Annotated in this window: 22 protein-coding genes and 2 rRNA genes; all 24 read left to right on the forward strand. The window is 52.4% G+C overall.

Going from position 1 to position 22,540, the window contains the following annotated elements:
* Positions 1–336 (forward strand): 23S ribosomal RNA (locus T320_RS05820); the annotation flags it as partial.
* 70 nt (positions 337–406) lie between these two features.
* Positions 407–523 (forward strand): 5S ribosomal RNA (rrf, locus tag T320_RS05825).
* Positions 524–648: 125 nt separating this feature from the next.
* Positions 649–1,053: a helix-turn-helix transcriptional regulator gene (locus T320_RS05830; RefSeq protein WP_026759235.1), complete on the forward strand. Its 405-nt coding sequence runs from the start codon at positions 649–651 to the stop codon at positions 1,051–1,053.
* Between the two features lie 4 nt (positions 1,054–1,057).
* A complete protein-coding gene (locus T320_RS05835; protein ID WP_026759234.1) occupies positions 1,058–1,579 on the forward strand; it encodes an ImmA/IrrE family metallo-endopeptidase in 522 nt (173 codons plus the stop codon).
* A gap of 27 nt (positions 1,580–1,606) precedes the next feature.
* Positions 1,607–1,825: a hypothetical protein gene (locus T320_RS05840; RefSeq protein WP_026759233.1), complete on the forward strand. Its 219-nt coding sequence runs from the start codon at positions 1,607–1,609 to the stop codon at positions 1,823–1,825.
* 336 nt (positions 1,826–2,161) lie between these two features.
* A complete protein-coding gene (gene ftsZ / locus T320_RS05845) occupies positions 2,162–3,316 on the forward strand; it encodes a cell division protein FtsZ (protein ID WP_026759232.1) in 1,155 nt (384 codons plus the stop codon).
* Positions 3,317–3,335: 19 nt separating this feature from the next.
* A complete protein-coding gene (locus T320_RS05850; protein ID WP_037353928.1) occupies positions 3,336–4,094 on the forward strand; it encodes a tRNA threonylcarbamoyladenosine dehydratase in 759 nt (252 codons plus the stop codon).
* Positions 4,091–5,056, forward strand: coding sequence for an NAD(P)H-dependent glycerol-3-phosphate dehydrogenase (locus tag T320_RS05855; RefSeq protein ID WP_037353930.1), 966 nt, complete (start codon positions 4,091–4,093; stop codon positions 5,054–5,056). Before T320_RS05850 ends, T320_RS05855 begins: the two co-directional genes overlap by 4 nt.
* 51 nt (positions 5,057–5,107) lie before the next feature.
* Positions 5,108–6,862, forward strand: a complete 1,755-nt coding sequence (locus T320_RS05860) for a sensor domain-containing diguanylate cyclase (RefSeq protein WP_037353932.1) — start codon at positions 5,108–5,110, stop codon at positions 6,860–6,862.
* A gap of 27 nt (positions 6,863–6,889) precedes the next feature.
* A complete protein-coding gene (locus T320_RS05865) occupies positions 6,890–8,167 on the forward strand; it encodes an ArsB/NhaD family transporter (RefSeq protein WP_026759228.1) in 1,278 nt (425 codons plus the stop codon).
* A 120-nt stretch (positions 8,168–8,287) separates the two neighbouring features.
* On the forward strand, positions 8,288–8,560 hold the full coding sequence (locus tag T320_RS05870; RefSeq protein ID WP_026759227.1) for a DUF4321 domain-containing protein: 273 nt from the start codon (positions 8,288–8,290) through the stop codon (positions 8,558–8,560).
* Positions 8,561–8,579: 19 nt separating this feature from the next.
* Positions 8,580–9,170, forward strand: coding sequence for a Maf family protein (locus T320_RS05875; RefSeq protein WP_026759226.1), 591 nt, complete (start codon positions 8,580–8,582; stop codon positions 9,168–9,170).
* Positions 9,139–9,831: a RadC family protein gene (gene radC / locus T320_RS05880; protein ID WP_026759225.1), complete on the forward strand. Its 693-nt coding sequence runs from the start codon at positions 9,139–9,141 to the stop codon at positions 9,829–9,831. Before T320_RS05875 ends, radC begins: the two co-directional genes overlap by 32 nt.
* A gap of 160 nt (positions 9,832–9,991) precedes the next feature.
* Positions 9,992–11,032 (forward strand): rod shape-determining protein, encoded by a 1,041-nt coding sequence (locus T320_RS05885; protein WP_026759224.1) that lies wholly within the window; start codon positions 9,992–9,994, stop codon positions 11,030–11,032.
* A gap of 6 nt (positions 11,033–11,038) precedes the next feature.
* A complete protein-coding gene (mreC, locus tag T320_RS05890) occupies positions 11,039–11,989 on the forward strand; it encodes a rod shape-determining protein MreC (RefSeq protein WP_037353934.1) in 951 nt (316 codons plus the stop codon).
* Positions 11,986–12,486, forward strand: coding sequence for a rod shape-determining protein MreD (gene mreD, locus T320_RS05895; protein ID WP_026759222.1), 501 nt, complete (start codon positions 11,986–11,988; stop codon positions 12,484–12,486). The genes mreC and mreD overlap by 4 nt, the downstream gene beginning before the upstream one ends.
* Before the next feature lie 42 nt (positions 12,487–12,528).
* Entirely contained in the window at positions 12,529–14,334 is a 1,806-nt protein-coding gene (gene mrdA / locus T320_RS05900) for a penicillin-binding protein 2 (RefSeq protein ID WP_037353936.1), read from the forward strand.
* Between the two features lie 41 nt (positions 14,335–14,375).
* Entirely contained in the window at positions 14,376–15,050 is a 675-nt protein-coding gene (gene minC, locus T320_RS05905) for a septum site-determining protein MinC (protein ID WP_037353938.1), read from the forward strand.
* Positions 15,047–15,838, forward strand: a complete 792-nt coding sequence (gene minD / locus T320_RS05910) for a septum site-determining protein MinD (RefSeq protein ID WP_037353941.1) — start codon at positions 15,047–15,049, stop codon at positions 15,836–15,838. Before minC ends, minD begins: the two co-directional genes overlap by 4 nt.
* 13 nt (positions 15,839–15,851) lie before the next feature.
* Entirely contained in the window at positions 15,852–16,124 is a 273-nt protein-coding gene (minE, locus tag T320_RS05915) for a cell division topological specificity factor MinE (RefSeq protein ID WP_026759218.1), read from the forward strand.
* A 16-nt stretch (positions 16,125–16,140) separates the two neighbouring features.
* The gene (gene rodA, locus T320_RS05920) at positions 16,141–17,244 is read left to right on the forward strand and encodes a rod shape-determining protein RodA (protein ID WP_037353943.1); all 1,104 of its coding nucleotides are present in this window, start codon (positions 16,141–16,143) and stop codon (positions 17,242–17,244) included.
* Between the two features lie 175 nt (positions 17,245–17,419).
* Entirely contained in the window at positions 17,420–20,032 is a 2,613-nt protein-coding gene (locus tag T320_RS05925; RefSeq protein ID WP_037354114.1) for a TIGR03960 family B12-binding radical SAM protein, read from the forward strand.
* Between the two features lie 36 nt (positions 20,033–20,068).
* A complete protein-coding gene (locus T320_RS05930) occupies positions 20,069–21,511 on the forward strand; it encodes an Rne/Rng family ribonuclease (RefSeq protein ID WP_037353945.1) in 1,443 nt (480 codons plus the stop codon).
* Between the two features lie 137 nt (positions 21,512–21,648).
* A complete protein-coding gene (locus T320_RS05935; RefSeq protein ID WP_026759214.1) occupies positions 21,649–22,539 on the forward strand; it encodes a LysR family transcriptional regulator in 891 nt (296 codons plus the stop codon).
* Position 22,540: the final 1 nt, after the last annotated feature.

Consider the following 22,540-nt stretch of genomic DNA (forward strand, 5'->3'; position numbering starts at 1 on the left):
AAAGTGGTACGTGAGCTGGGTTCAGAACGTCGTGAGACAGTTCGGTCCATATCCATCGCGGGCGTAAGATACATGAGGGAAGCTGCTCCTAGTACGAGAGGACCGGAGTGGACGGACCGCCGGTGTACCAGTTGTTTCGCCAGAAGCATAGCTGGGTAGCTGCGTCCGGAAGGGATAAACGCTGAAAGCATCTAAGCGTGAAGCCTGTCCCGAGATGAAGTATCTCATGGAGTAATCCAGTAAGATTCCTTGAAGAAGACAAGGTAGATAGGTTGGGAGTGGAAGTGCCGTAAGGCATGCAGCGTACCAATACTAATAAATCGAGGGCTTATCTTTCAGAGCTAAAATGTTCGACATGAAAATTTCTTCTGTATAGTTTTGAATGTGCATAACATTCAACAGAATATCCAGTGACGATAGCTGAGTGGTTCCACCTGTTCCCATACCGAACACAGTAGTTAAGCACTCATACGCCGAAAGTACTTGTCTGGAGACGGACTGGGAGGATAGGGCGTTGCCAGTTAAGCTAAAAGCACCCTGCGGGGTGCTTTTTTCGTATAAAAATGACAAAAAGGTCTTGTGTAATTCTAATTTCTGTGTTACACTTTTTGTGTAAATTGATTTCACTGAATTTGAGAGGAAGCCGTTATGAAGTTCGCAGAAAAATTAAGGCAGCTACGAAATCAGAAGGGAATGAGTCAGGAGGCGGTAGCTAAAGCTATTGGCGTAACCCGGCGCACCTACATTTCTTATGAATTAGATGGCCGCTATCCGAAAGACAGGGAACGATACACCAAACTGGCAGAGGTTTTTGGGGTAGATGTGAATTACCTGTATACGGAGAATGAAGATTTTGTCAGCAGAGCTGGCCGGAAATATGGTGACAGGGGGATAAAGCAGGCCACCGCCCTTGTCAGTGAATTATCCGGACTCTTTGCTGGTGGGGAGCTTACGGAGGAAGATCGGGATGCCGTAATGCAGTCCCTGCAGGAAGCATATTGGCTGGCAAAAAAGGAAAACAGGAAGTACGGCAGCAGAAACTCGAAGGGGTGAGCAGATGGACGCAGAGTGGTGCCATAATCGGGCACGGGAAATTGTCAGGCAGGTCGGCAGCCGGGATATGAGGCGCATCGCCAAAGAATTGAATATCAAGGTGCTTTATAATGATAATTTTGTCAACCTGCTGGGCATGTACTTTTGCAAGTGGCATCATCGGTTCATCATCCTCAATTCCAATTTGGATGATATCTGGCAGAATATGGTCATGGCCCATGAGATTGGCCATGACCAGCTGCATCGGGATTTGGCCGGGCAGGGACAGCTGCAGGAGTTTGAGTTGTTCCGCTTGAACAGCCGTACGGAGTATGAGGCCAATGCCTTTGCCGCCCATCTTCTGATGGATACGGACAGCGTTTATGCAGAGCTTAAAGAGGGCTGTGATGAGGTTACGCTGGCCCGGAAGATGAACTGCAACATCAATCTGGCCTTGGTGAAGCTGCAGGAGATGGCCAAGTTGGGGTACGATATCCGCCCCAGTGATGGTGTAGACAGCCAGTTTTTGAAGCGGATACATGTATGAGAATTTACTTGTAATGGAGGCAGAAAAATGTTAAATCAGGTTATTCATTTTGCAGTTGTGGTCAATGTGGCTTTGATTATGCTGGTAGTCTGCCTGTCTACCTATATCACAATTCAGGGCCAGCGGCTTAAGGATTATAAATCAAAGACCGAGAAAATGCAGCTGGAAATTCGCTGGTATGAGAAGAAAAACAGCAGTCAGCAGACGGGCGAAATCCTGTCGGGAAACAGAAGTCTGGTGGCGTAAAATATATTGCTATTTCCATGCTGCAAGTGTATAATCAAGGTAACGGTTTGCACTAGTGCTAGACGCAGAAAATTTTTGCTGGAAGCGCGGTAAGGAGTGTGGAACAGTGAAGCTAGACGGCGTGAAACTAGTATTGGCGTGTTTGGCAGTATTTCTCTTTAGCTGATCTGGGGATAGAAAAGTTGAGGAGAGGAGCAGGGCATCTACGGCCCTGCTCTTTTATTATTTGCAGATAAGGCCGGGTTATGGTAAAATTTTCACTAGTGGGGGGCAGGAATCTGCCTTGGCTATGACGAATTACAAGTGAGATATGAGCCTTAGAGAGGGGAATACTCAATGACCACAGATGAAACATTGGTGAAACCAAAAGTTAAGATAAAGGTATTTGGCGTTGGCGGCGGCGGCAACAGTGTTCTTATGCGCATGGGCCAGCACAATGAATTGGATATTGAGCTTTATGCGGTGAATACGGATGCCAAGCAGCTGCAGATTACGGCACAGGTTGGCGGCGTGAACTGCATTCAGATTGGTGAGAACCTGACCCGCGGACGGGGAACTGGCGGCAATATTCAGATTGGTGAACAGGCTGCCAAGAACGATGCGGCAAAATTGCAGGCTGCCATGAACGGGGCGGATTTGGTTTTCGTCACGGCAGGCATGGGCGGCGGCACCGGCACCGGGGCTGCACCGATTGTAGCCCGGCTGGCGAAGGAGATGGGAATTCTCTCCGTTGGCGTGGTGACGGTTCCCTTCGCTTTTGAGGGCAACCGCAAGAAGAAGGTGGCCCAGGAAGGTATTACCAAGATGCAGTCCCAGATGGATGCGCTGATTGCGGTGGAAAATGACAATCTGTCCAAGCTGCCGGAGAATCGCAAGATGTCTTTGGTGAAGGCTTTTGAATGTGCAGATAATATTTTGAAGCAGGCCATTAACTGTGTGGCAGAACTCATTCTGACCACGGGTGTCATCAATGTGGACTTTGCGGATGTTACGACCATCTTCCGTCAGAGTGAGAGCAGTGATGCACTGCTGGGGATTGGTGTCAGCGAGCGCAGTGCTGTGGATGCGGTGAAGATTGCCGCAGAAAGTCCGCTCATTGACAAGGGGCTGACTGGTGCGCGCGGCATTATCCTCAATCTCACCGGAGACAGCACGCTGAGTCTTTATGATGTGGATGAGGCTACCCGCTATATCGTGAAGCATACGGACCCGGAAGTAAATATCATTTTGGGTACGGTGGAAGATAATACCATGAAGGGGGCCGTACAGGCCACCATCATTGCCACGGACTTTGCGGATAGTGTGGTAATGAAGGCTCCGACTGTAAAGGTGCCGGAAAGTGCCATTAAGAAGGAAACCCTGCAGAAGGAAACCTTCCAGATGGAGGTGCCGGCCTTCATGAACAAAGATAAAAAGGAAGAGAAGCCGTCACAGCCTTTTGCGATTCCGGCCTTTAAGCTGACGGATTTGCCGGATAAGGACAAGCAATAAGAGAGGAAAGGTTACAGCATTGGGTAATGTACATAGATTTTCCCGTTCCGAGCTGCTCTTGGGACGGGAAGGGCTGGCAAGGCTGGCGTCTGCCACTGTCGCTGTCTTTGGCGTAGGCGGCGTAGGCTCCTTCGTAGCCGAAGGGCTGGCCCGGGCTGGTGTGGGGCATCTCGTGCTGGTGGATAATGATAAAATCAGTCTTACCAATATCAACCGGCAGCTTCATTCTCTGACCTCTACCGTGGGCAAGTCAAAGACTGCAGTTATGCGGGAACGTATTATGGATATCAATCCTGCAGCTAAGGTAAATGAAATCAATGATTTTTATCTGCCGGATAATGCCGACAGTTTTTTTATTGGTGACTATGATTATGTGGTAGATGCCATTGATACGGTGGCAGGCAAGGTGAGTCTGGCGGTGGAATGTCAGAAGCGCCAGCTGCCTTTGATTGCCAGCATGGGAGCGGGCAATAAGTTTGACCCCACGCGCTTTGTGGTGTCTGATATCTACAAGACCAGTGTTGACCCGCTGGCCCGTGTGATGCGCCGCAAATTAAAGCAAGAGGGCGTAAAGAAGCTCAAGGTGGTTTATTCCACCGAGGAACCTCGCCAAATCATGCTGCCGGAAGATGGCGAAGCGGAGAAGAAGGGCAGTGCTGGACGGACCGCGCCGGGCAGCATGTCCTTCGTGCCCTCGGTGGCAGGTCTTATTATCGCCAGCGAGGTCGTCAAGGATTTGACAGGAAATTTCGGGAGTCAACGGGAGGCAGATAAATGAAAATTGCAGTGTTAGGCTGCGGCCGCTGGGGGTCTTTTCACGCCTGGTATGCCCAGCGTATTGGCCATCAGGTGATGCTTTGGGGCCGCAAGGGGTCTAAGCATCTGCAGGCGCTGCAGGAAACGCGGCAGAATGAATATCTGACCTTGCCGGAGACGGTGGAGCTTACGGATGATTTGGCAGCGGCGGTGGCTTTTGCCGATATTTTGATTATCTCCATCAGTGCCCAGAAACTGCGGGAGTTCTGCCGCCAGTTAAAGGCTCTGCCCCAGCTGGATGCGAAGAAGTTTGTCCTGTGCATGAAGGGGCTGGAAATCAGCACCGGCAAGCGCCTTACCACTGTGGTGGCGGAAGAACTGGGCACGGACAAGCAGGTGGCGGTATGGGTAGGCCCCGGCCATGTGCAGGATTTTATACGGGAGATTCCCAACTGCATGGTCATTGCCGCTAAGGAAATGCAGCTGACCCGGGAACTTGTCAATGCTTTTGCCAGCCCGTTAATCCGCTTCTATTACGGCGAGGATTTGCTGGGAACGGAAATCGGTGCGGCTGCGAAAAATGTCATGGGACTGGCCGCTGGTATGTTAGACGGCCTCGGATACAGCAGCCTCAAAGGGGCGTTGATGGCCCGGGGCACCAAGGAACTATCCCGTCTTATTGAAAAGATGGGGGGTGACCGTATGACGGTGTATGGCCTCTCCCATTTAGGGGATTATGAAGCCACTCTCTTTTCCCCGTTCAGTAATAACCGCCGTTTTGGTGAGGAATTTGTCAAGGGGAAGAACTTTGGCAAATTGGCCGAAGGGGTGTATACGGTGACGGCATTGATGGATATTGCCCGGGAGTACCACTTGGAATTACCCATTTGTGCAACGGTCAATGCCATCATCAACGAAGGAAAATCTCCCCAGGAAGAGCTTTTGAAGCTGTTCCTGCGGGATAAGAAGAGCGAACAGGAATGAACCGTCGGCGGCCAGACTGCCGGCTGACCCAATAAGAAGGTATATGAACAGATGAAGCAAATACCCTATGCCATACATACAATTAAAGAATTGCAGGCCTGTGTGGAGGAAGTGCGGGAAACGAGCCGCCAGTTAAAGCATCTTTCCGGCGTGTTGGTATCGGTGTTTATGGACCCGACGAAGAAAGCCATGCTGGAGGGAATTCAAAAGGCTATTCAGGCTGTGTTCCCCGAAGCACAGGTGATTGGCTCCGTATCCAGCGGGGAAATTGTCAATGGTCAGCTTCTGGATCAAGGTGTGGCAGTTAATTTTACCCTCTTTGAAGAATCTACGGTGCGCGTCTTTGCCTACGATTTTGGGGCAAAGAAGAGCAGCAGCGCAGGGCGGGAGCTGTTGAGCATTTTACAGGCAGACAGGGATGCGGCGGCGGTAGAAATTATCTCTTCCGGCTTTCACTTGGATATCAATCCCTTTTTCAAGCAGCTGTCCGCAGCCCGGCGGAAGATTTTTTTCTTCGGCGGACTGGCAGATGATGGCAGCCTAGGGAAGAATGGTCTGGTGTTTACCCACTCGGCGCAGCTCCACCATGGCGTGGTCGTGGCTGTGTTCAGCGGGAAAACGCTCCATGTGCAGGGCAGCTCCAGTTTTGGCTGGAAGCCTTTGGGACGCACCATGACGGTGACGAAGATGGAGGGGGATTACTGTCTGCAGGAACTGGATGGCCGTTCGCCGCTGGAGGTTTTCGAGCGCTATCTGGCCATTCGGAATACCGAAGACTTTTTGGTGGAGGCGCTGACTTTTCCCTTTTATTTCGAGCGTCATGGTACGATTTTGGCGCGTCATCCCCGTCGCTGCCGTGATGACGGCAGCATGATGTTCGGCGCGGATTTGCATGTGGGCGAACAGTTGCGGCTGGCCTACGGCGACCCTGGGGATATCATTGATAATGCCATGGCCCTGCAGGAGAAGATGGCGAGCTTCAAGCCGGAGGCAATCTTTGTGGTGAGTTGTGTGGCGCGCTGGATGCTGTTGGGCAGTGATACGGAGAAGGAGCTGGCGATTTGCAAGCATTTGGCGCCGTCGGCAGGTTTCTATGCCTATGGGGAGTTCATGCGCAACAGCAGTGGTGAAATCATGGTGTCCAATATGACACTGGTGACCATTGCCATGCGCGAGGGACTCTGCATGGGCCGACAGTCAAATGTGGTGCCGCCGCGGCCGAAATTGAAAGGCCATCGCTCCTTGATGGCGCGGCTGGTGCATTTCATTGAAACCACCACCAAGGAATTGGAGGAATCCAACCGCCAGCTTACCCATCTGGCGCAAATAGACAGGCTGACGGGACTCTTTAATCGCGGGGAAACGGAAGCCAATCTGAAAACATTGCTGCAGCAGACCAGAGAATATCAGGAGCCGCTTTCGGTACTGATGATGGATGTGGACGATTTCAAGATTATCAATGACACTTATGGCCATGCCGTTGGGGATGATACCTTAAAGTCCATTGCCAGGATTTTGCATAAGAATACGCGGCGGGGAACGGATTTCCCCGGACGCTGGGGCGGGGATGAATTTTTCGTCATCCTGCCGGGAACCACGAATGACCGGGCCAGGGAGATTGCTCAGCGCATTGGACAACTCATCAATGAGCAGGCTCTGCTGCCGGATGGAGCGGTGGTCACCACCAGTATTGGCGTGGTGACAGCTGCTACGAATGATACGCCGGACAGCTTGTTCAAGCGGGCCGATAGTGCTCTCTACGAGGCCAAGCTGATTCGCGGTAAAAATAATGTTGTTGTGCACTAAGAGGTACAAATTTAAGGGAGGAACATAATGGAAGTTTTAGCGGGGGTTATTTTTGTTTTCATGTACATGGTAATTGTGTCGGAGAAGATTCACCGCACAGTGGCAGCCATGCTGGGTGCTACATCGATGATTCTGCTGGGGATTTTATCCCAGGAGACAGCGCTTCATCATATTGATTTCAATACGTTGGGGCTTTTGGTGGGCATGATGGTGCTGGTGGGCGTTACCAGCCATACGGGTCTCTTTGACTATGTGGCCATCAAGGCCGCCAAGGTGGCCAAGGCTGAACCGAAGCGCATCCTCATCTATCTGGCGCTGATTACGGCGGTATTCTCCGCGTTTCTGGATAATGTGACCACGGTGCTGCTGATGGTGCCGGTAACCTTCAGCATTACCCAGAAGCTGCATCTGAAGGCGAATCCCTTCCTGCTCACGCAGATTATTGCTTCCAATATCGGCGGTACGGCAACGCTTATCGGTGACCCGCCGAATATCATGATTGGCAGTGCGGTAAAGGAACTGACCTTTATGGCCTTTATCGAAAATCTGGCGCCGATTGCCATTCTTAACCTGATTATCGTCATCTTCCTCGTGGAAATCATCTACAAGAAGGGCTTGCATACCAAGCCGGAACTGCAGGCGGATTTGATGCAGATGGATGAGCATAAGGCGCTGAAAGACCGCCGTCTGCTCAAGAAGTCCCTGTTTGTGCTGACGTTGGTAATCTTAGGTTTCTTCACTCATTCCATCACGCATGTAGAATCTTCCATGATTGCGCTGACGGGCGGCTTCCTGCTCCTGCTGCTGGCGGGCGGCAGCCACCATCTGGTGGAAAGCTCTATGAAGGCTGTGGAGTGGGCAACGATTTTCTTCTTTATCGGTCTCTTTATCGCAGTAGGTGGTCTTATCGAAACGGGCATTATCGGCAGCATGGCCAGCCAGGCAGTAGAACTCACTGGCGGGGATGTGACGGCTACTTCGCTGCTCGTGCTCTGGCTTAGCGCCATCGTTTCCTCGGTACTGGATAATATCCCCTTTGTCGCCACCATGATTCCGCTGATTCAGAACATGGGCGCTATGGGCGTCAGCAATCTGGAACCCATCTGGTGGAGCCTGGCACTGGGGGCCTGCCTCGGCGGCAACGGTACGCTGGTCGGTGCTTCGGCTAACCTCATCGTAGCCGGTCTGGCTGCTGAGCGGGGCGTAAAAATCACCTTTATCAATTATTTCAAGATTGGTTTTCCGATTATGCTCTTGACGATTGTATTGTCAACGGTGTATGTTTATATCCGGTATCTGATTTGACCGGATTTGGGCCTGTAAATTCCGGTGGAATTTATGGGCCTTATTTTATAAAAAATGTCTTTACTAGCAGGATTTTTTGCAGCAGACACGAATGGTTGTACTTTGAAGGAGGAGTTTTTGGTGGCAAAATTTGGCGGACATGGCTATGGCATGGCCATACTCTTTGTGGTAATTGGTGCGATTTTAGGCGGTATTTTGGGGCAGCTGCTGACTGGCGTGGAAGCCTTAAGCGGCGTGATGCCTTATCTGGTGAATACCTTCCCAGTATTTGACACGTCAGCCTTTACGATTAATCTCTATGTGATTCAGCTGACACTTGGGCTGGCCTTTGCACCCAACCTCATGAGCATTCTGGGCATTGTCATCGCCCTGATTCTGTTCCGTCGTTACTAAGAGAAAGGAGACTTGGCTTATGTTTATTCTGGCTTCGGGTTCGCCACGGCGAAAAGAACTTCTCCAGCAGATAAATGCCCGTTTTGAAATTCGTATCAGCGCCGCGGAGGAACTCAGCGGAGATGGAATAAGTCCCGCTGAGATGGTGGAAAAAAATGCTGCGGCCAAAGCGCAGGCTGTGGCCCGGCTTTATCCCAATCATGCTGTATTGGGAGCAGATACGGTGGTAGCATTGGACGGGCATACTTACGGGAAACCGGACAGCCGCGAGGATGCCATCCGCATGCTGAAGGAGTTTTCCGGCAGAACGCATCAGGTGCTCACCGGCATTGCCTGGGTGTATAATGGGCATCTCTTCACGGATGTCGTAAAGACGGATGTGGAGTTTGCCCAGCTGGCAGATACGGAAATCGAGCGCTATGTGAAGAGCGGTGAACCCATGGACAAAGCCGGCGCTTATGCCATTCAGGGGGCGGCGGCGGAATTTATCGTGGGCATTCATGGCTCCTACAGCAATGTGGTGGGACTGCCCCTCAATGCGACTGTACGGCTTGCGCGAAAGGCAGGCGTAAATTTGTATGGCGATTATGGTGAGGGATTTACCCCCTGAGGAACGTCCACGGGAGAAACTGCTGGCCTACGGGCCGAGCGGGTTGAGCAATGCAGAACTGCTGGCAATCCTGCTGCGCAGCGGCACACGGAAAAAATCCGTCCTGCGCATTGCCGAGGAAATTCTGGCCCGCATCAAGGAGCAGGGCTTAGTGGGGATGGTACATATCTCGGTAGCCGAACTGGCAAAGATTGATGGCGTGGGCAAGGTCAAGGCTGCCACTTTGCAGGCGGCCATTGAGCTTGCCCGGCGGCTGGCCGTCCAGCAGTCGGCTAAGATTCAGATGATTACGGGGCCGGAGGATGTGGCGCGTTACGCCATGCCTCATTACCGTTTCGAGCAGAAGGAGCACTTTGCGGTGTTGCTCCTAAACACCAAGAATCATGTCATCAGTATGCCGGAGGTTTCGGTGGGCAGTCTCTCGGCCTCAGTGGTTCATCCCCGGGAGGTGTTCCGGGCGGCTATTGACCATGCGGCAGCCGCCATGATTCTGCTGCACAATCATCCCAGCGGCGACCCCACGCCCAGCCGTGAGGACATTGCGGTGACGGAACGGCTCGTGAAGGCGGGGAAGATTATGGACATTCCCGTGCTCGACCATGTGGTACTGGGCAGGGATCGCTTCATCAGTCTCAAGGAGAAGGGCCTGCTCCAAGGATAAGTTTCTAATCGAAATTTTATTGAAAAAATAATCGTTTGCCTGTTATCAAAATAGCTATCTTGTGATACAATAAGATAGCTATTTTGTTTTTGAAGAATATATGCGCTGCTTAGCTTGCGGCGTAGATAGATGGTTTTTTCGAAGGGAGTTTTTTGACAAAATGTGGAGTCTGTTTGGCGGTTTTTCGCACGATATGGGTATTGACCTGGGCACGGCTAACACGCTGGTGCATGTAAAGGGCAGAGGCATTGTGCTGCGGGAGCCTTCTGTAGTAGCAATTAAGAGTGATACGGGGGAGGTTCTGGCTGTAGGCGAGGAAGCAAAGCAGATGATTGGCCGTACTCCGGGCAATATTGTGGCAATTCGCCCCATGAAGGACGGCGTTATCGCAGACTTTGATGTAACGCAGGCTATGCTCAAGTATTTCATCCGCAAGGCCATGAACACGAAGTCTTTTGTACGTCCCCGCGTGGTAGTTGGCGTTCCCTCCGGTGTTACGGAAGTGGAAAAGCGTGCCGTAATCGATGCTGCGCAGCAGGCTGGTGCCCGTGAAGCATATCTGATTGAAGAACCGATGGCAGCAGCTATCGGTGCCGGTCTGCCTGTAGAAGAAGCTACCGGCAGCATGGTTGTAGATATCGGCGGCGGCACGACGGAAATCGCTGTTATCTCTCTGGGCGGTATCGTTACGAGCTGCTCCATCCGCGTCGGCGGTGACGAAATGGACAGCGCCATTGTGCAGTATATCAAGCGCATGTACAATCTGATGATTGGTGAGCGCACGGCTGAAGAAATCAAGATGACCGTTGGTACGGCTATCGTTACGCCGGAAGCCGACAAGACCATGGATATCCGTGGCCGCGACCTCGTATCCGGTCTGCCTAAGACGCTCACGATTCAGGCTAAGGAAATCCGTGAAGCACTCAACGACCCCATCTACAAGATTATCGATGCGGTTAAGGGCACGCTGGAAAAGACTCCGCCTGAACTGGCTGCTGACGTTATGGACCACGGCATCATGATGACCGGTGGCGGCGCCCTCTTAACCAACCTCGACAAGCTCCTGTCCCATGAGACGGGCATGCCGGTACTGGTATCTGAGGATGCTCTCTCCTGCGTAGGCGAAGGCACGGGCCGTTCCCTGGAAAACATCGAGCTCTTGAAGCGCGTGGTTATGACTGGCAAAAAGCTGAGAAGCTGATAAAAAATGAGTAATCGTGTAAGAAGAGATAAGGAAGACGGACGCAAGGGCTGGGCCATGGTGTTTGTCGTGGTCAGCCTCTTTTGCATCATCTTTTTTGCCGCCCGGGGCCGTTTTCAGGCGCCGGTGAGCAGTCAGGCTGTTTCGCTGGTCCTGTCTCCCTTCCAGCAGGCAACGGATTGGGTGGCGAATGAAATTCGCTATGTTACGAGCGTTGTCTGGGAAGTTTCCACGCTCTATGAGCAGAACAAGATGCTCCGAAATGAAGTGGAGCAGCTGCGGGGCATCAACCTGCAGGCCAATGAAGCGCTGGCAGAAAATGAACGACTGCGGACCATGATTGGCTATCAGCATTCTGCCCGTCAGTTTGATTTGGTGGCAGCCAGAGTCATCGGCCGTGAGTCCGAGACATGGTCCAGCATGATTGTCATTGATAGAGGGACGCTAAACGGCATTCAGAATGATATGCCGGTGGTGACACCGCAGGGATTGGTAGGCCGCGTGGTAGAAGCTGGCCCCAATTCCTCCAAGGTGCAGCTGATTTTGGACCCGCGTTCTTCTGTGGGCACCATCGTGCAGCGGGCGGAGTCGAGAGTCACTGGCATTGTGCAGGGCGATATGGACAATCCCACCATGCCGCAGATGGTGAACATTCCCAAGAATGCCGATGTGGTGGAAGGGGATGTCATCGTCACCTCAGGCTTTGGAGGCATCTATCCCAAAGGCATCATCGTGGGACTGGTCAGCAGCCTCAAAAATGATGATGGCGGCCTCCTCAAAATCGGCGTGTTAGAATCGGCCGTGGACTTCCAGAAACTGGAAGATGTGATGGTGATTACGGCTTCGCGTGAAGCACCACCGGAACCCATCAAACCGCCTGTGCAGACGCCAGGAACGGAAACGGACCCCGTAACGGGCGAGCGCATCGCTGATCAGAAGGCGGAGGGGCAGAAATGAACAATTTCGGCAAACTGGCCGCCTTTGCAGTGGCCCTGTATGTTCTGCAGACTTCATTTTTTCCTCTGATTGCCTACCATGGCATCAGCCCCAACTTCATGCTGCTGTTGACCACATCCTTCGCTTTTTTGAAGGGCATGGAGAAGGGCACCTTGATGGGCTTTGCCACAGGTCTTTTGACGGATTTGTCCACAGGAACTTTTTTCGGCGTGCATGCCTTTACCTATATGCTGCTGGGAAATCTGTGCGGCCGTTTTGCGAATCGTGTTTATAAGGAGCAGTTTTTCCTGCCGGTGTTCGCATCTTTGGGCATAACTGCGTTAAACTATTTTATTTTGGCGTTACTTATGGTATTATTAGGGTATCGCTTTAATCCAATCAGCAATGTGCAGGTCATGCTTCTGCCCATGCTGATTTACCAGCTGGCGTTTGCCTATCCGGTTCACTTTTTGACCTATCAATTGGATAAGAAACTCAGCACAAAAGAAACAAACTGATTAAGGCACCTGCGGGTGCCTTTTTTATGGGAGAGATACTTTTTGGTCGAAAATGACGAATTTGGCGGCCGGCTCAATGTCCTAGGCTGGCTGTCGGTGCTCGTAGTGGCTGTGCTTATCGGCCGGGCCGGCTACCTGCAGATTTACGAGGGTGATTATTACGCCCGCTTGGCTGAGGGCAACCGCATCCGCATCATTCCTACCATGGCTCCCCGCGGAACCTTTTTTGACCGCAACGGCGAGCTTTTGGTACAGAACCGTCCGGGCTTTGCGGTTTCGCTGATGCCGGTGATGACCAAGATTGACCCGGTGGTGATTAGCCGTCTGTCGGAACTGTTGAAGGTGCCGGTGGAGGAAATCAACAAGAAAATCGAGGCCCATACGGGCTTTGACCCCATTCGGATTAAGGCGGATGTCACCCCCGATATTGTGACCATTATCGAGGAACAAAAGAATAATTACCCCGGTGTCATCATCGAGGTACAGCCTATCCGCGACTACATGAATAAGGAAGAAGCGGCTCATACCTATGGCTATGTCAGCGAAATCAATGACATGGAGCTCGAAAAGAAAAAGGATGAGGGCTATAAGAGCGGCGATATCATCGGCAAGTTCGGTCTGGAAAAAATCTACGACAAGGAACTGCGCGGTGAAAACGGTGGTCAGCAGGTGGAAGTAGATGTTACGGGCAAGCCTGTGCAGATTATCGGCAACAAGCCACCGACGCCGGGGGATGACCTCTATCTCACCATTGACAAGAATCTCCAGACGGCAGCCGAAAAGGCTGTGGATGAGCAGTTAAAGCTCATTCATGCTAATGCGGCGGCTGTGGTGTGCATGAATCCTCAGACCGGCGAGATTCTGGCCATGGTGAGCCGTCCTGCCTTTGACCCCAACCTCTTTGCCCATGGAATTTCCTCGAAGGATTGGAACAAACTCAACAACAATCCCTACCATCCCATGGACAACAAGGCCATCACCGGTGAATATCCGCCGGGGTCTACGTTCAAGATTATCACAGGTACGGCGGCCCTCACCGAAGGTGTGGTTACGCCAAGTGAGCTCATCATGGACAGCGGTCATCACTGGATTATCCCCAAGGGCAACGCCGAAGGCGAAGCTCTGGGCCTTATCAACTTCCAGCAGGCCATGGCGCACTCCGATAACGTCTATTTCTATGAAATGGGCAATCGTCTGGGCATTGACCGACTGGAAAAATACGCCCGCATGTTCGGACTGGGCAAGATTACCGGCATTGACCTGCCCTATGAGTCGGATGGCCTCGTGGCCAATCGCCGCTACAAGGAGAAAAACTTTGAGGATGGCGACTGGTATCTGTCGGAAACCTTCGACGCCGCCATCGGTCAGGGCTTCAATCTGGTAACGCCGCTGCAGGCTGCTATGGTCATGGGGGAAATTGCCGCTGACGGCAAGCGTTATAAGCCCCATCTGGTCAATCGCATTGTAGGGCCGGATGGCAAGACGGTGCGGGAATTCAAGCCGGAACTTCTGGGAACGCTGGACGTGCCGGCTGCAGACATTCAGCTGGTGCAGACCGGCCTCCACGAAGTTACCAAATACGGTACGGCGGCCAGCATTTTCAGGGGCTTCCCCATTGAGATTGCCGGTAAGACCGGTACGGCGGAAAACCCGCATGGCCGCGACCACGGTTGGTTTGTGGCCTATGGACCCTTTGCGAATCCCGATATCGTGGTAGCGGTTATCGTGGAACAGGGCGGCTTCGGCTCCCAGTCCGCAGTGCCAATCGGCCGCAAAATCTTAGAGGCCTGGTTCGGCCTCAACAAGCCTCAGCCGGCACAGCCAGCAGATGGGCAGAAAAAACAATAATCAAGTAAGCAAGACTATATTATAGAGAAACGAGGGCAGCCATGAGTGAAGATATTGTAAAAATCAAGGGAACTTCCCTTGGATTACAGCTGAGCTTTGCCCCAGAGGCATCCTTTGAAGATGTGCGGGATAACCTGAAAAAGAAACTGGAATCCGGTACCACCTTCTTTTTGCGGGGCACCTTGGTGCTGATTCCCCGGGATGTGTTCATGGGCAGCGAGCGGGATGAGCTGCAGAGGCTCTTCTATGAGTACGGTCTTATCTGCCGTACGCAAAAGCCCGAACCGGAGGAAAAGCCGGAAGCAAAAGAAGCTCCGGCCCAGCCTGCACCCGCGCCAGCACAGACTAGCAGCCAGCCTGAGGAATTAAAGCCGCAGGAGATGGTGGTCATTAACAGGACGCTGCGGGGCGGCCAGGAAATCCGTACCAAATCTTCGGTGCTGGTCTGCGGCAACGTGAATCCCGGCGCCCAGATTATCGCCGGTGGCAGCATTGATATCCGCGGCACCTGCCGGGGGATGGTGCATGCCGGAGCCTATGGGGATAGTACGGCATTTATTATCGCCGACCATCTGATGCCCACACAGATTAGAATCTCAAACCTCATCGCCCGCTCCCCGGACGAGATGGAAAAGACTGACCGCGCCGAACGCGCTTCGATAAAAGACGGTCAAATCGTAATCGAACCAATAGAAAGGCAGGATAAGACAGTATGAGTGAAATCTATGTAGTAACATCTGGCAAAGGCGGTGTTGGTAAGACTACGACAACGGCTAACTTGGGTATGGGACTTGCGATGCGGGGCAAAAAGGTAGTATTGGTGGATACCGATACGGGCCTGCGTAATCTTGACCTTCTCTTAGGTCTGGAAAACCGCATCATGTACGACCTGATTGACGTAACGGAAGGCCGCGTGGCTTATAAGAAAGCCCTGGTGCGCCATAAGAAGTACGACAATCTGTTCCTGCTGCCCACGTCCCAGGTTAAGGACAAGATGGCCGTAAATCCGGAACAGCTCGTAAAGCTCTGCGACGATTTGCGCAAGGAATTTGACTACATCATCATCGACTGCCCGGCAGGTATTGAACAGGGGTTCAAGACGGCTATTGCCGCTGCGGATACGGCGCTGGTTGTCACCATGCCGGAGATTTCGGCGGTACGTGATGCCGATAAGATTATCGGCGAACTGGGCCGTGCGGACAAGGAAAACATCAAACTCATTGTCAACCGTATTCGTCCGCAGATGGTAGAAGACGGCGATATGCTCGACATGGAAGCCATTAACGACATCCTCTCGCTCGACTGCATTGGTCAGGTGCCGGATGACCTCAAGGTCGTTACCAGCACCAACAAGGGGGAACCCTGCGTGACCATGAACGACAGCGAAGCCGGTCAGGCATACCGCAACATTGTAGGCCGCATGCTCGGCGAGGACATTCCCTTCATGGAATTCCACAAAGACGGCGGCTGGTGGAAACGCTTAAAACGCATGTTCAAACGCTGAGAGGAGGGGTTATATGTTGGACGCATTGATGAAAATTTTTGGCAAAAAAGAAGAAACCGGTAAGATTGCCCGGGATCGCCTGAAGGTGGTACTGATCCATGACCGTGCCAATATTTCCCCGGAGGTTATGGACAATCTGAAGAATGACATCATTAAAGTTATCTCCAATTATATGGAAATCAATCAGCAGGATATGGATATCTCTCTGGCTAATGATGATGATTCTGTAGCTCTGGTAGCCAATATCCCCGTCAGCCGTATGAAGCATGACAAGGGCGAGCATTGAGAGAAGATAAACAATCATGACCAAAACGATCTTGCGCCGCACGGACTTAACCCTGCTGGCGGCAACGGCCGGTATCATCATCATGAGTCTGGTGATTATCGGCAGTGCCACGCATATCAATACCCCCGGTGATGAGCGGTATTGGTTCGTGGCCCGGCAGGGCCTCTTTGCGGCGGTGAATATCGCAGTGGCGGCTTTTCTGATGAACTTTGACTACAAGATGCTGCAGGGTTATGGCAACAAGCTCTACATCTTCAATCTCATCATGCTGGTGGCCGTTATGCTGGTGGGGCAGTCAGCCTTGGGGGCGCAGCGGTGGATATCCATCGGGCCAATCAGCATCCAGCCTTCGGAGTTTTCCAAAATCATCATGATCGTATCTCTGGCTACGATGCTGGAGGATCGGGTGGGGAAACTCAACAATCTCCATGAGCTGCTGCCCGTGGCGGCCTATGTGGGCCTGCCCTTCCTGCTGGTCTTGAAACAGCCGGACCTTGGGACCTCGTTGGTGTTTATGGCGATTTTCTTAGGCATGGTCTTTGTCAGCGGCATTAACCTGCGGCTCTTAGGCGGACTCTTTGCGACAGGCATTGCCATGATGCCACTGCTCTGGCATTTTTTGAAGGACTATCAGAAGATGCGCATTATGGTCTTTATGGACCCGAATGTGGACCCGCTGGGGTCGGGCTATCATATCATCCAGTCCAAGATTGCCATCGGTTCCGGCATGCTCTTTGGCAAGGGGCTCTTTGAAGGCACCCAGAGTCAGCTGGACTTTTTGCCGGAGAACCACACGGACTTTATCTTTGCCGTGGTAGGTGAGGAACTGGGCTTTATTGGCGTTGTATGCCTGCTGCTCTTGTACCTCGTGGTACTTTGGCGGGGCGCACAGATTGCCAAGGATGCCAGCGATATGTTCGGCCGCCTGCTGGCGGTGGGCATCACGTCCATGCTGGCCTTCCATGTGCTGGTCAACGTGGGCATGACCCTGGGCATTATGCCGGTTACGGGTATCCCCCTGCCGCTCATGAGTTACGGGGTAAGTTCACTGACTACCAATATCATGGCGATAGCGATATTACTGAATATACAGCTTAGAAAAAAGAAATTAGAATTCTAGTAACTAAAAAGCCTTCCCCTGGAGGGGAAGGGGGACCGCGGAGCGGTGGATGAGGTCAAAAAGGCAGGATATCTGTACACCTCATCCGTCAGCCTGCGGCTGCCACCTTCCCCTCTAGGGGAAGGCTCTGTATTTGAACTGAATGTGTAAAAGATGTATGGAGGAATTTAACGAAATGGTACAACTCAATCATGAGGTGCTCCAGTCGGTGCTGAAGCCGTCCCGCTATACGGGTGGCGAATGGAATGCACAGGTGAAGGATTGGGATAAGGTTGACTGCACCTTTGCATTGGCGCTGCCGGATGTCTATGAAGTGGGCATGAGTAACTTGGGACTGGCGATTCTCTATGAAATCCTGAACAAGGAAGCAAACATTGCCGCCGAGCGTGTCTATGCGCCCTGGACGGATATGGAAGCGGAGATGCGCAGCCGCAATATCCCGCTGTTCTCGCTGGAAACGAAGCACGAGCTTTCTAAGTTTGACTTCTTCGGCTTTTCCCTGCAGTATGAGATGATTTACTCCAACGTGCTCAACATGCTGGACCTCTCAGGGATTCCCCTCTGGAGCAAAGACCGTGGCGAGGATATGCCCTTTATCGTGGGCGGCGGCCCCTGCGTTTACAACGTAGAGCCCATTGCCGACTTCTTTGATTTCTTTATCGTCGGTGAAGCAGAGGAAGCCATTGTGGAGGTTTCCAAGACTTTTATCGAGTGGAAAAAGGCAGGACGCATTGGCGGACGCCGCGGTTTCCTCGAACGCCTGCTGGTGATTGAAGGCATCTATGTGCCGTCCTTCTACGAGCCGAAATATACGGCAGATGGCGACTATGAAAAGCTTGAACCGCTGCATGAAAACGCCAAGACCCTTATCTATAAACGTGTCTGCAAGAATATGGATGAGACAATGAGCGTGGAGCATCCGTTGGTGCCGTCCATGGATATCGTCCATAACCGCGCCATGCTCGAACTCTTCCGCGGCTGCTCCCGTGGCTGCCGTTTCTGTCAGGCGGGTATCTGCTATCGTCCGGCGCGTGAACGCACCGAAGAAAATCTCAAGAAGATGGCCAGAAACTTAGTGGACAGCACAGGCTACAATGAAATGAGTCTGACTTCGCTGTCCTCGGCAGATTATTCCTGCCTGGGCCGTCTGGTGGATGATTTGATGCTCGGCTTTAAGGATGAGGAAGTGAGCTTCTCCCTGCCGTCCCTGCGCATTGATAGCTTCTCCATTGATTTGGCGCATAAGATGCAGCAGGTCAGAAAGTCTGGCTTGACCTTTGCACCCGAAGCAGGTACGCAGAGACTGCGCGATGTCATCAATAAAGGTGTAACTGAGGAAAACCTTATGAATGCCTGCGCTTCGGCCTTCAAGCAGGGCTGGAAGCAGGTCAAGCTCTACTTTATGATGGGCCTGCCGACGGAAACCGACGAAGATGTTATCGGCATTGCCAAGCTGGCGAAAAAAGTCGTGGACCTCTATACGGAAATCAAGGGCAAGCGGGGCGTCAAGGTCACGGTGTCTGTTTCCTGTTTTGTGCCGAAACCCTATACGCCGTTCCAGTGGTTCGGCCAGCTGCCCATTGAAGAATTCCAGCGCCGTCAGGAGCTCTTGAAGGAGCACATCACCGACCGCGCGATTACCTTTAACTACCATGATGCGCGTCTGTCTGTTATCGAAGGTGTGTTTGCCCGTGGCGACCGCCGCTTAGCGAAAGTGCTCTATCAGGCATGGCAGGATGGGGCCAAGTTCGACGGCTGGACGGATTTGTACCAGCATGAAACATGGCTTAAGGCAATGGAAAAATGTGGCATTGACGGTAAGTATTACAGCCAGCGCACCCGCAACTTTAACGAGGCACTGCCCTGGGCGATTACCTCGCCGGGCGTCAATACGGAGTTCCTGCTGCGTGAGTGGCATAAGGCCATGCAGGCGGCCCTCACCGAGGACTGCCGCCGTGGCAAGTGCTCGGCCTGCGGCATCTGCCCGAATCTTGGCGTACATGTCATGGATTATGCCAAGGAAGAAGCAGAGCGGAACTATCAGTCGCCGGAACTGCCCGCTAAAGTCCATCGTGACCCCAAGGATTCCGGCCGTCCTCGCACGCTCTATAAATATCGTGCGGAAATCACCAAGGGCGAAGATTTGCGCTATGTGTCCCATCTGGATTATGCCAATATCTTCATCCGCGCGTTCAAGCGTTCAGGCCTGCCCATGGCGTATTCGGAAGGCTTCAACCATCATATGAAGGTCGCCTTTGCTTCGGCGTTATCTCTGGGCGTAACCAGTGAGGCGGAGTATATGGAGTTTGAACTCTTGAAGCCCGTCTGTCAGCCGGAGGTCTTTGACAAGCTTAAAGCCCAGCTGCCACCGGGGATTGAACTCAAGGAACTGCGGGAGGTTAAGACCAAGCAGAAGGCCATGATGGCCCAGGCCGATGAGGCAAGATACGCAGCTTATATGCCGCTGCGGGGAGACTTTGCCCTTGCCCAGGCGGCGGTGAAGCAGTACAATGAAGCGAAGGAAGTTCAGTTCCAGCGCGTTACGCCGAAAAAGAAACGGGATATTGAACTGAAGAAATATATGAAACAGTCAGTGAAAGTTTCGCTTGAGGGGAATACGTTGGTTCTGGCTATAGATATTGCGATTACGGACAGCGGCAGTGTGAAGCCGAGTGAAGTAATTGCGGCTTTAGTCGAACAGTTCGAGCTGCCTGCTAAGGCTGCTGAGGCACGGATTACCCGTACGGCTATGCTTTCTAATGGGAAGAGGCTCGTGGAACTTGTATAGTTAGTTCGATATTATAAAAATGGGGGAGGTGATTTGATGAAATCTATTCTAGTAACGGTTGTACCCGAAGAAACGAAATTGGCGATTCTTGAGGATGGCAAACTTTCTTCTATCGAAGTGGAGCGGGCCACGCATTCGCATCTTGTCGGCAATATTTATAAAGGGCAGGTCCAGAATGTCCTGCCGGGGATGCAGGCGGCGTTTGTGGATATTGGGACGGGCAAGAATGCGTTTATGTATATCGGGGATGGGATGCCTGCGGATGTGAAGCAGACACTTCCCCATCCGCAGAAGATTCATATCGGCCAGCAGCTGCCGGTGCAGATTATTAAGGACGCTATCGGCTCGAAGGGGCCGCGGGCGACCACGCATATCACCCTGCCCGGGCGCAATGTGGTGCTTTTGCCGACGGCGGCTTATATTGGCATGTCCCGCCGGATTGAGGAGGAAGCGGAGCGCAACCGGCTGCATGATATTGCCTCACGCATCTGCCCGGAAGGGATGGGGCTTATCATCCGCACGGTGGCGGCAGGGGCTACGGAAGAGTCCTTGCAGGAAGATGTGGAATATCTGGAAAAGCTCTGGCATTCCATGATGGCCCGCTTCAAGATGAAGAGCAAGGGGGCCAATCTCCTTTACCGGGATGCGGATTTGATTATCCGCGTTGTGCGGGATAATCTGACGCCGGAAGTGGAGGCCATGTGGATTGACAATCGGGCTGTCTATCAGCGGGTGCGTGATTTTGTGCAGCTGCTGTCCCCGGAGCTTACGGAAAAAATCCGTTATTATGACAGCCGGGAACCGCTCTTTAAGCATTACGGCATCGAAGAAGAGCTGGATAATCTGGGCGGCCGTACTGTGGAGCTGAAGTCCGGGGGCTTTCTGGTCATCGACAAGACCGAAGCGCTGACGGTGATTGATGTGAACACCGGCAAGTACACGGGCAGCACCAATCTGGGGGAAACGGTCTATGCCACCAATCAGGAGGCGGCGGAAGAAATCATGCGTCAGCTGCGCCTCCGGGATATTGGCGGCATCATCATCGTGGATTTTATCGATATGGAGAAGGACGAGCATAAGGAACAGCTGCTCGCTCATTTGCGGGAACTGGCTAAGTTTGACCCCACTAAGACCAATATCGTGGATATCACGAGCTTGGGGCTGGTGGAAATCACCCGCAAGAAATCCCGGCAAAACTTAGACAGCATCATCTACAGCGAATGTCCCATCTGTCACGGACGGGGGCGGGTGGAATCGCCGGAGACGGTCAGCATCCGCATTGCTGGAGACATCCGCCGCATGGAGCATAAATCCCATGCAGAGGACGGCTATGAAATCGAAGTCCATGAATCTGTGGCGGAGGAACTTCGCCACAATCAGCTGCTGATGAATCTGGCGGCAGAATTTGCCATGGATATCAAGGTCACTGCCACCCCAGGGATGCATCCGGAAAATTATGTCATATTGCAAAACAGTTAAGAGGCTGAACAAGCCTCTTTTGTTTTTATTACTTTTTGGGAAAAACATTGCTCTTATTTGTCAAAAAAGTTATAATAAACCTAAATGGTTATACTAGCTATGAAGTTTTGCATATAGATTTGAGAAAGAGGCAGGAAATGGATATCAAGGATATGCGGGCGTTTTACGCCATTGTGGAGGAAGGAAATATCAGTCATGCGGCCCAGCGGCTGGATATTGCCCAGCCCGCTTTATCGCGGCAGATGAAACGGCTGGAAACTTCTCTGGGAGTACAGCTCTTTGAAAGGGGCAGCCGCCGTATCCGCCTGACCGATGCGGGCCGGGTCATGTACTCCCGCGTGGAGCACATTCTGGGCATGGTGGATGGTACCGTTCGGGAGATTACGGAAATCGGCTCGGGCATAGCCGGTTCTGTCCGCCTGGGTACCATCACTACGTCCGGGGCTTTACTTTTGCCGGAACTTATTTCTGAATTTCATTCCCGCTATCCCAATGTGACTTATCAGATTTGGGAAGCGGAAGGGGCACGTATTCTGGAACTGCTGGACAACCGCGTGATTGAAATCGGCATTACCCGCACGCAGGTGGATTCCAAGGTTTACGAGTCCATTGTGCTGCCCAATGAGCCGCTGGTGCTCATCATGAACAAGGAGCAGGAAATCGGCGCCGCCAGCGATAAGGTGGAACTCAAAGAGCTCAAAGACCAGCCCATCATCATTCCGCTGCGCTGGCAGTCGGTATTCATTGCCAACTGCCGCAAGCTTGGTTTTGAGCCCAACATTGTTTGCGTCAGCGACAGTATCGTACAGGACTTGCTGCTGGCCAAGATGGGGATGGGCATGGCGCTTTTGCCGGTGTCCTCCAAGACCCTTTTGACTGACGGCAATCTCATATATAAAAAGCTGATTGAGCCGGAGATGAGTACCCATACGGTAATTGCCTGGCTGAAGAACCGCACGCTCTCATCCTCCAGTGAACATCTGATTCGTCTGTTCCGGGAAATGTTTCTCGGAGAGAAAGGAGTATAAA

The organism is Selenomonas sp. FC4001 (assembly GCF_000701565.1).
GTDB lineage: Bacteria > Bacillota > Negativicutes > Selenomonadales > Selenomonadaceae > Selenomonas_A > Selenomonas_A ruminantium_B.

Bases quoted from the DNA above. Each gene is read 5' to 3' on its own strand.
- T320_RS05830 (WP_026759235.1), top strand. From the start codon at position 649: ATGAAGTTCGCAGAAAAATTAAGGCAGCTACGAAATCAGAAGGGAATG.
- T320_RS05835 (WP_026759234.1), top strand. From the start codon at position 1,058: ATGGACGCAGAGTGGTGCCATAATCGGGCACGGGAAATTGTCAGGCAG.
- T320_RS05840 (WP_026759233.1), top strand. From the start codon at position 1,607: ATGTTAAATCAGGTTATTCATTTTGCAGTTGTGGTCAATGTGGCTTTG.
- ftsZ (WP_026759232.1), top strand. From the start codon at position 2,162: ATGACCACAGATGAAACATTGGTGAAACCAAAAGTTAAGATAAAGGTA.
- T320_RS05855 (WP_037353930.1), top strand. From the start codon at position 4,091: ATGAAAATTGCAGTGTTAGGCTGCGGCCGCTGGGGGTCTTTTCACGCC.
- T320_RS05860 (WP_037353932.1), top strand. From the start codon at position 5,108: ATGAAGCAAATACCCTATGCCATACATACAATTAAAGAATTGCAGGCC.
- T320_RS05865 (WP_026759228.1), top strand. From the start codon at position 6,890: ATGGAAGTTTTAGCGGGGGTTATTTTTGTTTTCATGTACATGGTAATT.
- T320_RS05875 (WP_026759226.1), top strand. From the start codon at position 8,580: ATGTTTATTCTGGCTTCGGGTTCGCCACGGCGAAAAGAACTTCTCCAG.
- radC (WP_026759225.1), top strand. From the start codon at position 9,139: ATGGCGATTATGGTGAGGGATTTACCCCCTGAGGAACGTCCACGGGAG.
- T320_RS05885 (WP_026759224.1), top strand. From the start codon at position 9,992: ATGTGGAGTCTGTTTGGCGGTTTTTCGCACGATATGGGTATTGACCTG.
- mreC (WP_037353934.1), top strand. From the start codon at position 11,039: ATGAGTAATCGTGTAAGAAGAGATAAGGAAGACGGACGCAAGGGCTGG.
- mreD (WP_026759222.1), top strand. From the start codon at position 11,986: ATGAACAATTTCGGCAAACTGGCCGCCTTTGCAGTGGCCCTGTATGTT.
- minC (WP_037353938.1), top strand. From the start codon at position 14,376: ATGAGTGAAGATATTGTAAAAATCAAGGGAACTTCCCTTGGATTACAG.
- minD (WP_037353941.1), top strand. From the start codon at position 15,047: ATGAGTGAAATCTATGTAGTAACATCTGGCAAAGGCGGTGTTGGTAAG.
- minE (WP_026759218.1), top strand. From the start codon at position 15,852: ATGTTGGACGCATTGATGAAAATTTTTGGCAAAAAAGAAGAAACCGGT.
- rodA (WP_037353943.1), top strand. From the start codon at position 16,141: ATGACCAAAACGATCTTGCGCCGCACGGACTTAACCCTGCTGGCGGCA.
- T320_RS05925 (WP_037354114.1), top strand. From the start codon at position 17,420: ATGGTACAACTCAATCATGAGGTGCTCCAGTCGGTGCTGAAGCCGTCC.
- T320_RS05930 (WP_037353945.1), top strand. From the start codon at position 20,069: ATGAAATCTATTCTAGTAACGGTTGTACCCGAAGAAACGAAATTGGCG.
- T320_RS05935 (WP_026759214.1), top strand. From the start codon at position 21,649: ATGGATATCAAGGATATGCGGGCGTTTTACGCCATTGTGGAGGAAGGA.